The following is a 15,088-nucleotide window of genomic DNA, read 5'->3' on the forward strand; positions in this document are numbered from 1 at the left end:
GAACAAGAAACCGGTGTCGGCCCGTCAATGGATCGACACCGGTTTTCCGTTGTGCGACTTGCTATTTCAGTTCGGCGCTGGTCTTGCCGAGTACCCGGCGCGCGACGATGAGTTGCTGGATCTGCTGGGTGCCTTCGAAGATGTCGAGGATTTTCGAGTCACGGCCCCATTTTTCGAGCAGCGTGCGCTGGGAGTAGCCGATGGTGCCCGCGAGTTCGACGGCCTTGAGGGTGATGTCGGTGCCGGTGCGGCCCGCCTTCGCCTTGGACATCGAGGCTTCCAAGGAGTTCGGCTTCTTGTTGTCCGCCATCCACGCCGCGCGCAGCGACAGCAGGTACGCGGCCTCGTAATCGGCCTCCATCCGCAGGAATTCGGCGGCGGCCGCGGGCTGGTTGTTGGCCGGGATGTCGTAGGACGGCTCGATGCCCGCATCCTTCAGGATGGCGCGCAACTCCTCCAACGCCGCCCGCGCGACACCGACCGCCATCGCGGCCACGAGGGGCCGGGTGTTGTCGAAGGTCTGCATGACCCCGGCAAAACCCTTCTCCACGTTGACTTCCGGGCTGCCGAGAATGTTGTCCTTCGGAATCCGGCAGTCCTGCAACAGCAGTACCGCGGTGTCGGAGGCCTTGATGCCGAGCTTGTGCTCGAGCCGGGCCACCGAAAGTCCGGGAGCGTCGCGCGGCACGACGAACGACTTGATCGCCGCGCGGCCGAGGCTGCGGTCGACCGAGGCCCACACCACGATGTGGGTGGAGCGCTGACCCGCGGTCACGAAGATCTTCTCGCCGTTGAGCACCCACTCGTCGCCGTCGAGTACGGCGGTGGTGGTGACGGCGGCCGAATCGGAACCGAAGGACGGTTCGGTGATGGCCATCGAGGCCCACACCTTGCCGAACCGCTTCAGCTGTTCATCGGTGGCGACGGCCGCGATGGCCGCATTGCCCAGACCCTGGTAGGGAATCGACAGCATCAGGCCGACGTCGCCCCACGAGGTCTCCAGCGCGTTCAGCAGCGCGGACATATTGCCGCCGTTGGTGTTTCCGAGCAGCTCGGTGGCGTGCTCGTCCCCGTCGGAACGGCCACCGGCCGCGCCGCCGATCTTCTGGGTGCCGGAGTCGGCGAGGCCCTCGACCATGGCGGCCATGGTGTCCAGCTCGACCGGGTAGTCGTGTTCACCGAGGTCGTACTTGCGCGAGATCGGCCGGAAGATTTCCTGGGCGACCTGATGGGCTTGGTTGGCGCTGGCCCGCAGCTTCTTGGGAAGTTCGAGATTGATCATGGTGATGTCTCCTGGAAGTAAGGAACCAGCCGGTCAGACGAGCACGACACCCTCGGCGACGCCGATGGCCCGCAGATCGCGGTACCAGCGCTCGACCGGGTGTTCCTTGGTGAAGCCGTGGCCGCCGAGCAGCTGCACGCCGTCGAGACCGATCTGCATGCCCTTGTCGGTAGCGAGCTTGCGGGCCAGTGCCGCCTCGCGGGCGTAGGAAAGCCCCTGCTCCGCACGTGACGCACCCCGCAGGGTCACGAGCCGGAGGCCGTCCAGTTCGATTGCCATATTCGCGACCATGAACGCGACCGCCTGGCGATGCGAGATCGGCTCGCCGAATGCCTCACGCTCGTTCACATACGGAATCACGTAGTCGAGCACGGCCTGTCCGGTACCGATGGCCAGCGAAGCCCAGCCGAGGCGGGCCAGGCGCACCGCGTCGGCGTACTCCTCGGCGCGGGTCTTGGCATCGCCGTCGCCGAGGATGGCGTCGGTGCCGACCGTGACGTCGTTGAGCAGCAGGCGACCGAGGCCTGCGGCACGCAGACCCATGCTCGGATCGGCCTCCACGACCAGACCCTTGCTGTCCGACGGCACGATGAACAGGGCGGGACGGCCGTCGAGCTCGGCGGCCACGATGAATAGCTCGGCATCACCGGCGGCCGGGACCAGGCTCTTCACACCGTTGAGGCGGTAGCCGCTGGGGGAGCGGGTGGCCTTGGTCTGCAGGGCGAACGGGTCGAACAGCGCGCGCGGTTCGTTGATCACGACCGAGGCCTGCGGCACATTCTCGCCGGTGAAGGCGGGCAGGTAGGTCTGCTGCTGCGCGTCGGTACCCCACTGGGACAGGGCGACCGCGACACCGCTCGGCGCGAGAATCGGCAGGGCCAGGCCCATATCACCGTGTGCGAGTGCCTCGGCGACCAGCGAGTTGGTGACCGCGCCGCGCTCGGCGGCCGCGCCTTCCAACTCCTCGGGCACATTGATCAGGGTGATGCCGAGTTCGGCGGCGCGTTCGAGCAGGTCGCGCGGGGCCTTGGCGGCGTTGTCGGCCTCGTAGGCGGCCGGGCGCAGGATCTCGGCGGCGAATTCCCTCACCGTCTCGACGATCATCTGCTGCTCGTCGCTCGGGGTGAGGTCGAAGAAGTCTTTGCTCTTGGACTCGTTGTCCGCCAAGCGTTTCGGCGCACCGCCACCGGCGACCTTGCCGAATGCGCGAGTGGCGGCGCCGAGGGTGCGGAAACCGGTCTTGGTGCCTTCGTAGGTGACCCGCTCGATCGGCTTGCGCAGGTTGTACTTCTCGGCGAGCTCCGACCCGGTAATGGTCGTCATCACCCGCATTGCCGCGCCCATCCAGTCCCGTTTGGGGTGGTTCAGGCCGACCGCGGACGTGTCTGGACTTCGCTTCGTTGCGCTGTCTCGAGTGCTCATCATCACCTGTTTTCTCGGATGGGTGGGGTGAGGTCTGGTCCCAGCTATCTTACTCCTGAGTAAGGCTATCTTACTCCAGAGTAAGAAGTGCGTCGAGGTGCAGCATACGCCGCCGAACTGTGTCAGGCTGGACAAGTGCCCAAAGTCGTCGGACGACCGTTGTCCGTCGTCGCTGTGCTGTTCGCCGCACTACTCACCGCATTCGCCACGCGCTACGGCTATCACCGGGACGAGCTGTACTTTCTGGCGGCGGGCAGGCATCCGGATTGGGGCTACCCGGACCAACCGCCATTGACTCCGCTACTGGCCCGCGCGATGTCCGCAATCGATGCCGATTCGTTACTGCTACTACGGCTTCCGTCGATCTCGGCGGCGACCTTCGTTGTCGTAGCCGCGGGGTTGATGGCGCGCGAGCTCGGCGGTGGGCGTGGGGCGCAGGCGTTGGCGTCGGTTGCCGTCGCGAGTGCGGCGATGGTGCTGGGGATCGGTCATCTGCTGAGTACCGCGTCGTTCGATATGGCGGCGTGGGTGTTGGTTTGCCTGTTGGTGTCGGGGCTGCTGCGAGGCGCGGACCGGTGGGGTGCCGATCGGATCGGGCCGGGCTCCGAAGCGGTTGGGCGTGCGGGTGTCGGTGGGTTGGGGCCGCGGTGGTGGCTCGGGGTGGGGCTGGTTGTCGGGATCGGGTTGCAGAACAAGGTGCTGCTGATCTTTTCGGTGGCGGCGCTGGTGCTTGCGCTGGTTCTCGTCGGTCCGCGAAAGATATTCGCCACCAAGTACTTTCCGATGGCGGTCGGGTTGGCGGTGCTGATCTGGCTGCCATATCTGCTGTGGCAGTGGCGCAATGGTTGGCCACAGTGGGAGATGAGCCGGGCGATCGCGAGCGGATCCTCCGGAACGTCGGATTCGCCGATGATGTTCGTGCTCTCGCAATTCGGGCTGATGGGCCCCTTGCTGGTGCCGCTGTGGGCACTCGGGCTCTGGCGACTGTGGCGAGATCCGCGTCGGCGCGCGTTTGCGGTCGCGTATGCGGTGCTCTTCGTGGTTTTCCTGGTCAGCGGTGGGAAGGCGTACTACCTGGGCGGGATGTACCCGATTCTTATGGCCGCCGGTGCGGTACCGGTCGCCGCTTGGCTGGGGCGTCGGCGAACCCGCTGGGCAGCAGTGGGTTCGGTCATCGCGGTGAATGCGATCGTCTCCGCGGTGCTGTTCCTGCCGGTGTTACCCGTGGCGGTACTGAAGGATTCGCCGGTCCTCGCGATCAATTACGACGCGGGCGAAACCATCGGCTGGCCGCAATTCGTGCGCCGAATCGCCGAGGTGCGGGCCCCGCTCGGACCCGACGTCGCCATCCTTACCGACAACTATGGCGAGGCGGGCGCGATCGAACGCTTCGGCGGCGAATACGGATTGCCGACTCCGCACAGCGGTCACAACTCCTACTGGTGGTGGGGCCCACCCAGCGATACGGCCACCGCGGTGATCACTGTCGGCCTCGATCGTGACCACCTGACCGGGTACTTCGCCGAGGTCGAACCCGCCGGTCACATCGACAACGGTCTCGGCATCGACAACGACGAACAGGGCCGACCGCTGTTCATCTGCCGCAAACCGCGAGCACCGCTGGCCGAAATGTGGCCTGCGGCGAAACATCTGAGCTGAGCGGTCCGGATAAAGCCATCCATGAGCCCGGCGGCAACGAAGACCGATCGACGCCTGTCTACACAGGTGCCGTCCACAGCACTCGGCCGCGTTTCCACCGAGGCCGAATACCGCAGTACTAGAAAGGAGATGCCCATGGTTCCTCGCATTGTCGATCAGCTCGTCTCCGGGGTCCTCACTATGATTGCCACACTGTTCGTTCCGTGAGCCGAGTCGCCCGGGGCGGACGGTCCGCCCCGGGCAACATTCCAGCGCGGCTGTTAGGTTGTGCCGCATGGCAAGACGGCCGCGTAGTCGGCGACTGAGGGCAACGCTGCTGACCGCGGCAATTACCGCGGGCATCGTGTCCGCAGGAACGGCCGGGGCGCAGACGCCCTCGGGGTCCTGTGCGGACGGCTGGGATGTTTCCACGATCGTCAGCGGGGTCGGCAATCTGGAGAATCTCGATACCGACGGGGCCGGCGGCTTCTATGTCACCGGAATCGTCGACGGGTACCTTGCCCATATCGATGCCACAGGCGAGTTCGCGAAGCTGGTAACCGGTCTGGATCACCCTGCGGGTGTACGGGTTGTCGGACGGTCCGTGTACTTCGTCACCGGCGACGGTGTGGCGGAGGCGCCGGGCACCTTGCGGCGCTATGACATCGACACCGGTGCGGTGACGATTCTGCTCACCGGGCTGAACGGTCCGAACGGACTGCTCGAATTGCCCGACGGCGACCTCGTATTCGCCACCATCGGTATCAATGGGCCACCGACCGGCATCTCGCGGTATCGGCCGTCGACGGGGGAGTACACGCAGACCTGGTCCAACGTGCCGTGGGCGAATGGGCTGGCGCTTGCCCCCGACGGGAAGTCGATCTACACCGACAATATGACGCTGCGCGTCTTCCGCGTCCCGCTCGACGATCCCGACAACGCGACGGTCGTCGCCGGTGCTCCCGATCTGGTTGCGCTGCTCGACGATATGGAAGCGACCCGCGCGGGTCAGCTCTTCGTCGCCGACCACATCCAGGGCGCGGTCTACCAGATCGACCCGGCCACCGGCGCGGGCTGCACGATCATCACCGGCCTGATCAAACCCGGTCCGATGCGCAACCCGCCGGACGGCGCGACCTCCGTGCGGATCGCTCGCGACGGTGACGGGTGGGCACTGTTCGTCACGAGCATGGACGGAACCTTGCGTCGACTACGTCCGCCCGCGGGCATCGACCTGACTCCGGCCGATTCGAGACGATAGAAAGTATCTCGCGACTCAGTTCAACCGGGTAAGAACAGCGTCGTGGAGTAGGGAATTGGTGGCTATGGCGTCGCCGCCGTGCGGGCCGGGGGCGCCGGCGAGGGAGGTGAAGCGGCCGCCTGCTTCGCGGACGAGGATGTCGAGGGCGGCCAGGTCCCACAGGGAGACTTCGGGTTCGGTGGCGATATCGACCGCGCCCTCGGCGAGCAGGCAGTAGGTGAAGAAGTCGCCGTAGCCGCGGACCCGCCATACCGCGTCGGTGAGGTCGAGGAACTTCTCGCGCAGACCGCGTTCGCGCCAGCCCGACAGGCTGGAGAAGGCCAGGCTGGCCGAGCCGAGCTCACCGACCGCGGAGACCGAAATCGGTTTCGGCGCATCGGCATCGACGCAGGCCCAGGCGCCGGAACCGGCCGCCGCCCACCACCGTCGCGCCAATGCGGGTGCGCTCACCACGCCGACCACCGGAACGCCGTCCTCGAGCAGCGAGATCAGCGTCGCCCAAATCGGTACCCCGCGCACGAAGTTCTTGGTGCCATCGATCGGATCGATCACCCACTGCCGCCCGTTGAACTCGACGTCACCGCCGAACTCCTCACCGAGCACCGAATCCCCGGGCCGCTCCTGCCCGAGCACCTGGCGTATCGCCTTCTCCACCGCCAGATCCGCATCCGACACCGGTGTCAGATCCGGCTTGGCGTCGACCCGCAAATCCAACGCCCCGAACCGCGCTCGGGTAATCCCATCGGCCGCATCGGCCAATCGGAGCGCAAGTTCGAGATCGGAGGAGTAATCAGCCACCCCCGAACCCTATCGCCCATCCCCCGTCCCGCCAGACGCATCCCCGCTGTCGCATAAGCAGTGCCCACCTCGCATAGGACGTACCTTGTGCGAGGCAGCCACGAGGCGCCCGCTATGCGGCGGTGGAGACGGAGCGGGCGGCGGCGAGGGCACTTGCCCACCAGTGGAGTTGGTCGAGCATGGACTGTGCGGCAGCGGCGGGTTCGGTCGGGTCGACGAGTTTGCCTTCGGCATCGAAGAGCAGGTAGTAGCGAGGGAAGCTGACGTAGTTGCGGACGGTGTGGGCATTGAGTTCGTTGAAGACCTGGCGCAGGTGCTCGATGGCGAGCAGGCCGCCGCTCGCACCGCTGTAGCCGACGAAACCGATTGCCTTGCTGTCCCATTGGGTGAAGTGCCAGTCGATCGCGGCCTTCAGCGCGGCCGGGTAGCTGCGGTTGTAATCCGGAGTGAGGATGACGAATGCGTCCGCCGCACCGAGCCGCCGACTGAGGTCGGTCATCCCGGCCGGGCGTTCCGGGTCGGGGTCCATCGCCGGGGGAACCGCGGGCAGGCCCAATGGCAGATCGGCCTCGGCCAGATCGATCAGGTCGATCTCGAACTGTCCGTGCCGAGCGGCCTCCTCGACGAACCAGTCGGCCACGGTCGGTGCGAAGCGTCCCTCCCGGACGCTGCCGATGATCACCGCGAGCTTCAAGGACATGGTGTTCTCCTCCGATCAGGAAATTGTTCGAGTCCCAATCTGCTGCCCGGCATCGCCACCAGGAAGACCGCGCGAAGAGTGGTAGTGGCAGGGACACCCTCGGCGCCGACCACGCTTGTACCGTCGTGGAGTGAGCGACAACGAGTTGGGTCTTTTCCTGCGCACCCGCCGTGAGGCGGTGACCCCGGCTCAGGTCGGCCTGCCCACCGGACCGCGCCGCCGAACCCCCGGCCTGCGTCGCGCGGAACTGGCAACCCTGGCGGGTGTGAGCGTCGAATACATCACACGCCTCGAGCAGGGACGCGACCGCCACCCCTCGCCACCGGTGCTGTCCGCACTCGCCGACGCTCTCGCCTTGACGCCGAGCGAACGCATCCACCTGCACCGTCTCACCAAGGGCGCCGATCCGGGTTTCAGCTGCATGGGCGGTGCGCAGCCGCCGCGCGAGGTGCGCCCAGCGGTCCGCGCCATCCTCGATCGCCTGGAACCCGCACCCGCGCTGGTCGTCAACCGACTGCGCGAGGTGCTCGCCTGGACCGAGGGATTCGAGCGCCTGATGGCGCCGATCGGACTGCTCGACCACGAACATCGCGCCAATCTCGCCCTGTTCGCCTTCACCGACCCGCGGGCCCGCACCGCCTATCCCGACTGGGACCACATCGCCGACGAACTGGTCGCCGCACTGAAGCAAGGCCCGTTCCGCAGCGACCCGCACATCGCCGCCCTTGCCGACGAACTGACCGTCGCCGCCGGTGCCGAGTTCACCCGCCGCGTCGGATCCGTCCCCAGTCTCGCCGCCGCCACCGGAACCACCCGTCTCACCCACCCCCAGGCGGGCAACCTGCGCCTCACCTACGAAACCCTCGAACTATCCGCCGACGACGACCAGCAGCTCATCGTCTACCTCCCCGCCGACGACGCCACCGCGGCCGCCCTCGACGCCCTCGCCGGTCGCCGTCCGGGCGGGCTGCGTGCCGTCTCCGGCTGAGGACGGCTACCCCCACACGACCGCGTGTTCCGCTGTCTTCACCGCGCCCAGTAGGCTTGAGCATCGTGCATCCTGACGTCTCCGCTGACCTCGCCGAACTCGACGCCACGCTCAAGACCGTCGAGTCGGTCCTCGATGTCGAGGAACTGCGTCGACGGATCGATGAGCTCGAGCACCAGGCCGCCGATCCCGATCTGTGGAACAACCAGGAGCATGCGCAGCAGGTCACCAGTGAGCTGTCGCACGCGCAGAGCGAGTTGCGCCGGGTCGAGGAACTGCGCCAGCGCCTCGACGATCTGTCCGTTCTATATGAATTGGCAGAGGAAGAGGAGGGCGAGGCGAGGGTGGCCGCGCTCGCCGACGCCGATGCCGAGCGGGCCACGCTGCACAGTGATGTGGAGGCCATGGAGGTCCGCACCCTGCTCTCCGGCGAGTACGACAAGCGTGAGGCGCTGGTCAATATCCGCTCCGGCGCGGGTGGTGTGGATGCCGCCGACTGGGCCGAAATGCTGATGCGCATGTACATCCGCTGGGCAGACCGGCACAAGTACTCCGTCGAGGTCTACGACACTTCCTACGCCGAAGAGGCGGGCATCAAGAGCGCCACCTTCGCGGTGAAGTCGCCGTATGCCTATGGCACCCTCTCGGTGGAAATGGGCACGCACCGCCTGGTCCGGATCAGCCCGTTCGACAATCAGGGCCGCCGTCAGACCTCCTTCGCAGAGGTCGAGGTGCTACCCGTGGTCGAGACCACCGACCACATCGAAATTCCCGAGGGCGAGGTCCGCGTGGACGTCTACCGCTCCTCGGGTCCCGGCGGCCAGAGCGTCAACACCACCGACTCCGCGGTGCGGCTGACCCATATCCCGACCGGCATCGTGGTGACCTGTCAGAACGAGAAATCCCAGCTGCAGAACAAGATTTCGGCCATGCGGGTGCTGCAGGCCAAACTGCTGGAACGCAAGCGGCAGGAGGAGCGCGCCGAAATGGATGCGCTCAAGACGAACGAGGGCGCGTCCTGGGGCAACCAGATGCGCTCCTACGTGCTGCATCCGTACCAGATGGTCAAGGATCTGCGCACCAACTACGAAGTCAACAACCCGACTGCCGTGCTCGACGGCGATATCGATGGTTTCATCGAATCCGGAATTCGTTGGCGAATGCGAGAGCAGGCGAGCTAGTTGGACGTACCCCAGGCTTTCTCCACGTCCACCGACTTCACCACCTGGCTGCGGTCCTCCGGTCTAGAGATCGTCCTGCTGCTCCTGGGCGCGGTGCTGTTCAGCCGTTTCGCCACCTTTATCCGCGATCGGATCACCCGCAGGATCGACGCCGGATTCCGCAGCAGTGACGCACTGGTGCGGTCCGAGGCGGCCAAACATCGACACGCGCTGGCCCAGGTGGTCACCTGGGTGGTGCTGACCGTCGTCTATGTCCTGGTCGGCATGGAAGTGCTGCGGCGGATGGGTTTCGCGGTCACCGGTCTGGTCGCACCCGCGGCCGTGCTCGGCGCCGCGCTCGGCTTCGGCGCACAGCGGATCGTGCAGGACATCCTTGCCGGATTTTTCCTGATTACCGAGCGGCAGTACGGATTTGGTGATGTGGTTCGCATCGCTGTCACTGGATCCGCGGAGCAGGCCGAGGGTACGGTCGAGGACGTCACGCTGCGGATCACCACACTGCGCAATGCCGACGGTGAGGTGATCACCGTGCCCAACGGCCAGATCGTCAAAGTGACCAATCTCTCGAAGGATTGGGCGCGTGCCGCGATCGACGTTCCGGTTGCGGCCAGCGTCGACATCACCAGGATCAACGAGATCCTGCACGAGGTCGGTACAAAGGCGTACGAGGACCGCAGATTGAAGCCGCTGCTGCTCGACGAGCCCACCGTCATGGGCGTCGAAGACCTGACAGTGGACCAAATGAATATTCGAATGGTTGCCCGAACGTTGCCGGGTAAGCAGTTCGAGGTCGGTCGCGAGTTGCGGGTGCGAGTCGCCGCGGCATTGCGCCGGGAGGGAATCAGTGAGACCACGTAGATCCACGGCGATCCTGATGGCATCATGGGTCGCCACGTTCGTGTTGTACCTGTTCGTCAAGCCCGATCAACCGATCGTGACATCGCCCGAGAAACTCAACACCGTTCCCGCAGTGCTGAATACGGCCACGCCGGGTCATTGACCATGATGTAGCTGGTGGCTGCACGACAGTTGCTGGTTACACTGGCTAGCCGTGATCGCTATGCGGAACGTGACCAAGTCGTATCAGACCTCGACGCGACCCGCGCTGGACAACATCACCGTCGGTGTGGGCAAGGGCGAATTCGTCTTCATCATCGGCCCGTCCGGTTCGGGCAAGTCGACCTTCATGCGACTGCTGCTCAAGGAGGAGGCCCCGACCGCGGGCGAGATCCGGGTCGCCGACTTCCAGGTCGACCGGCTGCCCGGGCGGAAGGTGCCGAAGTTGCGTCAGCGCATGGGTTGCGTATTCCAGGACTTCCGGCTGCTGCAGCAGAAGACCGTGGCCCAAAATGTGGCGTTCGCGCTGGAGGTGATCGGCAAGCGGCGCCAGTTCATCGACCGGACCGTGCCCGAGGTGCTGGATATGGTCGGGCTCGGCGGCAAGGCCGATCGGCTGCCGCACGAATTGTCCGGTGGTGAGCAGCAGCGTGTCGCGATCGCGCGGGCCTTCGTGAACCGTCCGCTGGTCCTGCTCGCCGATGAGCCGACCGGCAACCTCGATCCCGACACCAGCGGCGACATCATGCTGCTGCTGGAGCGGATCAACCGCATCGGCACCACCGTGGTGATGGCCACACACGACAATCACATCGTCGACGCGATGCGTAAGCGAGTGGTGGAGTTGGACCGGGGTCGGCTGATCCGCGACGACGCGATCGGCGTCTACGGGGTGGGCCGGTAATGCGCGCTGGATTCCTGTTCAACGAGGTCCTCACCGGCCTGCGTCGCAATGTCACCATGACCATCGCGATGATCCTGACCACCGCGGTATCGCTGACCATGCTCGGCGGCGGTCTGCTCGCACTGCGAATCGCGGACAAGACCCAGAACTACTTCATGGACCGGGTCGAGATCCGGCTCTACCTCTCCGATCTGGTCTCGGCGAACGATCGGGACTGTTCACTGAATCCGTGTCAGCAGCTGATGTCGGATCTGAAGAAGACCGACGGTGTGGTCTCGGTCCAGTTCATCAACAGCGACGAGGCGATGAAGGAAGCCACCGAGGTGACCTTCAAGGACCAGCCCGAAATGCTGGACATGATCAAGGACACCCGCCTGCCCGCATCCTTGCGCGTGAAGATGACCGATGCCGATCAGTACCCGCGGATCTACCAGACATTCAACGGTAAGGACGGGATCCAGAGCGTACTCAACGACAAGGACACCGTGGACCGCCTGGTCGGGGTGTTCGACGGCCTGCGGAATGCGGCATTCGCGTTGGCGGCATTGCAGGCCTTGGCCGCATTGCTGTTGATCGCGAATATGGTGCAGATCGCGGCGTTCAGTCGACGCGAGGAGGTCGGCATCATGCGGATGGTCGGTGCGACGCGCTGGTACACGCAGTTGCCGTTCCTCCTGGAAGCGGTGGTCGCGGCCTTGACCGGATCGATTCTGGCGGTTGTCGGGCTGTTCCTCGCACAGCCGTTGGTGGTGAACCGTGGACTCGGTGCGCTCTTCAACAGCAATGTCTTCCCGCACATCACCGGCGAGGACATCGCACTGGTGTCCCTGACCGTCGCACCACTCGGCATCGTATTCGCCGCGATCACGGCCTACGGCACGTTGCGCTACTACGTGCGCGACTGACCTGCGGATGACGGCCTCGCACACGCTGTAACTCGTGTGAGGCCGTCGGTGGGTGGGCGACGAGCCCACCGCGCGGCGATCGAAATTGGTTATCCACATGTGGACAACTCGGCCGGTCACCTGGGATCCGCGCCGATGTAGGGGTTCCGTTGTCCGACCGCGCTCGTAGGATGGGCCGCGTGGAATCCCCCGATGCTTTCGCGGCTGTTCTGACCGACGGTGCCCCGGTCGCCGAATCCGGTGCGGCACAAGAGGTTCTACGCCGGGTGTTCGGCTACGACAGCTTCCGCGGTGATCAGCGGGAGATCGTCGAGCACGTGGTCGGCGGCGGGGACGCGCTGGTGCTCATGCCGACGGGCGGCGGAAAGTCGCTGTGCTATCAGGTGCCAGCACTGGTCCGTCCCGGCGTCGGCGTGGTGGTGTCACCGCTGATCGCATTGATGCAGGATCAGGTGGACGCGCTCAGTGCGCTCGGCGTGCGCGCCGGATTCCTGAACTCGACGCAGTTCCCGGACGAGCGCCGGATGGTCGAGGCGCAGTTCGTCGCGGGGGAGTTGGATCTGCTGTATCTCGCGCCCGAGCGGCTGCGCCTGGAGTCGACCGCCGCCCTGCTGGATCGCGGCAAGGTGGCGCTGTTCGCCATAGACGAGGCGCACTGCGTATCGCAGTGGGGCCACGACTTCCGACCCGACTATCTCGGCCTGTCGATGCTGCACGAGCGCTGGCCGGATGTGCCGCGCATCGCGCTCACCGCGACCGCGACGGCGAAGACCCGCGACGAGATCATCGAGCGTCTCGACCTCGGCGCGGCCCGGCGTTTCGTCGCCAGCTTCGACCGGCCCAATATCCAATACCGGATCGAACCCAAGAACCGGCCGGATCGGCAGCTGCTGGACTTCATCAAGACCGAGCACGCCGGAGACGCCGGCATCGTCTACTGCCTGTCGCGCAATTCGGTGGAGAAGACCGCGGCCTTCCTCACCGAGAACGGCGTCGAGGCGGTTCCGTATCACGCGGGCCTGGACTCGCGCACCCGCGCGGCCAACCAGGCGCGGTTCCTGCGTGAGGACGGCCTCGTCGTGGTCGCGACGATCGCCTTCGGCATGGGCATCGATAAGCCCGACGTGCGCTTCGTCGCCCATCTCGATCTGCCCAAGTCCGTGGAGGGCTACTACCAGGAGACCGGGCGAGCAGGTCGCGACGGGTCGCCGTCGACCGCGTGGATGGTTTACGGACTCGCCGACGTGGTGCAGCAGCGCAAGATGATCGACTCCTCCGACGGCGACGCCACCCACCGCAGGCAACTGCAGCTGCACCTGGACGCGATGCTCGCGCTGTGTGAAACGGTGTCATGCAGGCGAACTCAGCTGCTGGCCTACTTCGGACAGTCGGGGCAGTCGTGCGGCAATTGCGACACCTGCCTGACCGCGCCGGAAACCTGGGACGGCACCGTGCCCGCGCAGAAGGTGCTTTCGACGGTGCTGCGCCTGAAGCGGGAACGCGGACAGAGCTTCGGCGCGGGCCACATCGTCGATATCCTGCTCGGCAAATCGAATCCCAAAGTGCTGCAACATGATCACCACGAGCTCAAGGTCTTCGGCATCGGCACCGATCTGCGCGATGTCGAATGGCGCGGTGTCGTAAGGCAATTGCTCGCACAGGGACTACTCGCCGTGCACGGCGACTACGGCGTGCTCATCCTCACCGAGGCCAGTAACGAGGTGTTGTTCGACGGCCGTGAAGTGCTACTGCGCCGCGAACCGGAGCGTGCGGTCAAACCAGCCAGGACCCCCAAGGCGGCGAAGGGCAAGTCCCCGGCTGCCGACCTGTCTTCGGCAGACGTGCCGCTGTTCGAGAAGCTGCGTGAATGGCGGGCCGCGACGGCCAAGGAACAGGGCGCACCCGCCTATGTCGTCTTCCACGACGCGACGCTGCGGGAGATCGCCGCACGTAAGCCCGCGAGCCTGTCCGAACTCGGGACGGTCGGCGGTGTCGGTGAGAACAAACTGGCCAAGTACGGCGATGGAGTACTCGCCGTCCTGGCCGGGGAAGTGAGTAAAGCATGATCGGGCGGCGCGGGTTTCTGGCGGGCGCGGCCACCGCGGCGGCAGGTGCATCGCTGGTCGGTCTATCGCCCGCCGATGCGGTTCCGGTCGCGAGCGGTGTCACCAAGTTCGACTTCCCGACCGACCGCAATGTGCGGGTGCTCGTCACCGGCGATGCGGGCACCGGCACCCGCACTCAGTGGGCCGTCGCCGACGCAATGCGGGATTACCATCGCCGCCAACCGTTTTCGCTCGCCCTCGGCCTCGGCGACAATATCTATGAGAGCGGTCCGTACAGCGCCGTCGATGCCCAGTTCGCGGACAAATTCGAAAACCCCAATGCGGAACTGGATTTCCCGTGGCTGATGGTGCTCGGCAATCACGACAACAGTTCGGTCCTCGGCGGCGACGGTGGTTGGCTGCTGCGCGGCAACAGCGAGGTCGAATACCACGCGAATTCGCCGCGCTGGTGGATGCCGAGCCGGTACTACTCGGTGCGGATACCCGAGCAGCGGCCGGTGGTCGAATTCTTTGTGCTGGATGTCAATCCGCTCGCCGCCTATATCCCGCCGATCTTCGATCCGTACTGGGCGGTCGACGGCCAGTTCATGAACGAGCAGCGCGTCTGGTTCGACCGCGCCATCGCCGAATCACCCGCTGAGTGGAAGATCGCCTGCACCCACCACCCGTATGTGAACAACGGTCCGCACGGTGACGCCGGTCGCTACGAGGGGCTCTCGGTGGCACCGATCAACGGCATCCACGCGAAGCGGTTCTTCGAGGACCATGTCGTCGGCAAATGCCACTTCATCCTCTCCGGGCACGATCATTCGCTGCAGGTGCTCGAGCCGACCGCGGCATCGAAGGGCACCCGCCAGCTCGTCTCCGGCGCGGCAGCCAAAACCGTAGCGGCGGAACCGAAGCTGAATCCCGGCGGCTCCGGCAACGCCGCCCTGTTCGAGAACTATCACGAGCTCGGCTTCATGGTCATGGACCTCACCACGAGCACTGTCGACCTCACGGTGGTCACCGTCGATCTTGCGAGCGGAGGTGCCGACGCGGCGTTCACCCGCCGAATTGCCTGAATCGCAACAAAATTGCCCGGCGTCGAACCAGTTCGGCGGCTA

General features: G+C 65.6%; 14 protein-coding genes. 10 read left to right on the forward strand and 4 right to left on the reverse strand.

Annotation, left to right across the window (positions count from 1 at the left end; translation table 11 throughout):
* Nucleotides 1-61: 61 nt before the first annotated feature.
* Both ACQPZ2_RS10260 and ACQPZ2_RS10265 read right to left on the reverse strand, forming a co-directional pair.
* Nucleotides 62-1,282 carry an acyl-CoA dehydrogenase family protein gene (locus ACQPZ2_RS10260; protein ID WP_063041402.1) on the reverse strand — a complete coding sequence of 407 codons (1,221 nt, stop codon included), beginning with the start codon at nt 1,280-1,282 and terminating at the stop codon, nt 62-64.
* Nucleotides 1,283-1,315: 33 nt separating this feature from the next.
* Nucleotides 1,316-2,710: an acyl-CoA dehydrogenase family protein gene (locus ACQPZ2_RS10265; protein WP_433525325.1), complete on the reverse strand. Its 1,395-nt coding sequence runs from the start codon at nt 2,708-2,710 to the stop codon at nt 1,316-1,318.
* 129 nt (nt 2,711-2,839) lie between these two features.
* Here ACQPZ2_RS10265 and ACQPZ2_RS10270 point away from each other — a divergent pair, with 129 nt between their 5' ends.
* Both ACQPZ2_RS10270 and ACQPZ2_RS10275 read left to right on the forward strand, forming a co-directional pair.
* A complete protein-coding gene (locus ACQPZ2_RS10270; protein WP_433525326.1) occupies nt 2,840-4,363 on the forward strand; it encodes a glycosyltransferase family 39 protein in 1,524 nt (507 codons plus the stop codon).
* Nucleotides 4,364-4,637: 274 nt separating this feature from the next.
* Nucleotides 4,638-5,603 (forward strand): SMP-30/gluconolactonase/LRE family protein, encoded by a 966-nt coding sequence (locus tag ACQPZ2_RS10275; protein WP_433525327.1) that lies wholly within the window; start codon nt 4,638-4,640, stop codon nt 5,601-5,603.
* Nucleotides 5,604-5,618: 15 nt separating this feature from the next.
* On the opposite strand, the gene hisN is transcribed toward ACQPZ2_RS10275, so the two are convergent.
* Both hisN and ACQPZ2_RS10285 read right to left on the reverse strand, forming a co-directional pair.
* A complete protein-coding gene (gene hisN / locus ACQPZ2_RS10280; protein ID WP_433525328.1) occupies nt 5,619-6,401 on the reverse strand; it encodes a histidinol-phosphatase in 783 nt (260 codons plus the stop codon).
* Between the two features lie 112 nt (nt 6,402-6,513).
* On the reverse strand, nt 6,514-7,101 hold the full coding sequence (locus ACQPZ2_RS10285; RefSeq protein ID WP_433525329.1) for an NADPH-dependent FMN reductase: 588 nt from the start codon (nt 7,099-7,101) through the stop codon (nt 6,514-6,516).
* A gap of 130 nt (nt 7,102-7,231) precedes the next feature.
* On the opposite strand from ACQPZ2_RS10285, the gene ACQPZ2_RS10290 reads away from it, so the two are divergent.
* The 8 genes from ACQPZ2_RS10290 (at nt 7,232) to ACQPZ2_RS10325 (ending at nt 15,046) form a co-directional block, all read left to right on the forward strand.
* Nucleotides 7,232-8,089 (forward strand): helix-turn-helix transcriptional regulator, encoded by an 858-nt coding sequence (locus ACQPZ2_RS10290; protein ID WP_433525330.1) that lies wholly within the window; start codon nt 7,232-7,234, stop codon nt 8,087-8,089.
* A 65-nt stretch (nt 8,090-8,154) separates the two neighbouring features.
* Nucleotides 8,155-9,270, forward strand: coding sequence for a peptide chain release factor 2 (prfB, locus tag ACQPZ2_RS10295; protein WP_063041428.1), 1,116 nt, complete (start codon nt 8,155-8,157; stop codon nt 9,268-9,270).
* On the forward strand, nt 9,271-10,128 hold the full coding sequence (locus ACQPZ2_RS10300; RefSeq protein ID WP_062984596.1) for a mechanosensitive ion channel family protein: 858 nt from the start codon (nt 9,271-9,273) through the stop codon (nt 10,126-10,128).
* Nucleotides 10,129-10,144: 16 nt separating this feature from the next.
* Nucleotides 10,145-10,270 (forward strand): hypothetical protein, encoded by a 126-nt coding sequence (locus ACQPZ2_RS10305; protein WP_433525331.1) that lies wholly within the window; start codon nt 10,145-10,147, stop codon nt 10,268-10,270.
* A gap of 60 nt (nt 10,271-10,330) precedes the next feature.
* The gene (gene ftsE, locus ACQPZ2_RS10310; RefSeq protein WP_373864755.1) at nt 10,331-11,011 is read left to right on the forward strand and encodes a cell division ATP-binding protein FtsE; all 681 of its coding nucleotides are present in this window, start codon (nt 10,331-10,333) and stop codon (nt 11,009-11,011) included.
* Nucleotides 11,011-11,916, forward strand: coding sequence for a permease-like cell division protein FtsX (gene ftsX / locus ACQPZ2_RS10315; protein WP_433525332.1), 906 nt, complete (start codon nt 11,011-11,013; stop codon nt 11,914-11,916). Before ftsE ends, ftsX begins: the two co-directional genes overlap by 1 nt.
* Nucleotides 11,917-12,095: 179 nt before the next feature.
* A complete protein-coding gene (recQ, locus tag ACQPZ2_RS10320; protein WP_433525333.1) occupies nt 12,096-13,982 on the forward strand; it encodes a DNA helicase RecQ in 1,887 nt (628 codons plus the stop codon).
* On the forward strand, nt 13,979-15,046 hold the full coding sequence (locus ACQPZ2_RS10325) for a metallophosphoesterase (protein WP_433525334.1): 1,068 nt from the start codon (nt 13,979-13,981) through the stop codon (nt 15,044-15,046). The genes recQ and ACQPZ2_RS10325 overlap by 4 nt, the downstream gene beginning before the upstream one ends.
* Nucleotides 15,047-15,088: the final 42 nt, after the last annotated feature.

The organism is Nocardia pseudovaccinii (genome assembly GCF_050942345.1).
Classification (GTDB): domain Bacteria; phylum Actinomycetota; class Actinomycetes; order Mycobacteriales; family Mycobacteriaceae; genus Nocardia; species Nocardia pseudovaccinii.

Coding starts and splice junctions, on each gene's coding strand:
- ACQPZ2_RS10285 (WP_433525329.1), bottom strand. CDS start 7,101: ATGTCCTTGAAGCTCGCGGTGATCATCGGCAGCGTCCGGGAGGGACGC.
- ACQPZ2_RS10305 (WP_433525331.1), top strand. CDS start 10,145: ATGGCATCATGGGTCGCCACGTTCGTGTTGTACCTGTTCGTCAAGCCC.
- ACQPZ2_RS10260 (WP_063041402.1), bottom strand. CDS start 1,282: ATGATCAATCTCGAACTTCCCAAGAAGCTGCGGGCCAGCGCCAACCAA.
- ACQPZ2_RS10275 (WP_433525327.1), top strand. CDS start 4,638: ATGGCAAGACGGCCGCGTAGTCGGCGACTGAGGGCAACGCTGCTGACC.
- ACQPZ2_RS10325 (WP_433525334.1), top strand. CDS start 13,979: ATGATCGGGCGGCGCGGGTTTCTGGCGGGCGCGGCCACCGCGGCGGCA.
- ftsX (WP_433525332.1), top strand. CDS start 11,011: ATGCGCGCTGGATTCCTGTTCAACGAGGTCCTCACCGGCCTGCGTCGC.
- ftsE (WP_373864755.1), top strand. CDS start 10,331: ATGCGGAACGTGACCAAGTCGTATCAGACCTCGACGCGACCCGCGCTG.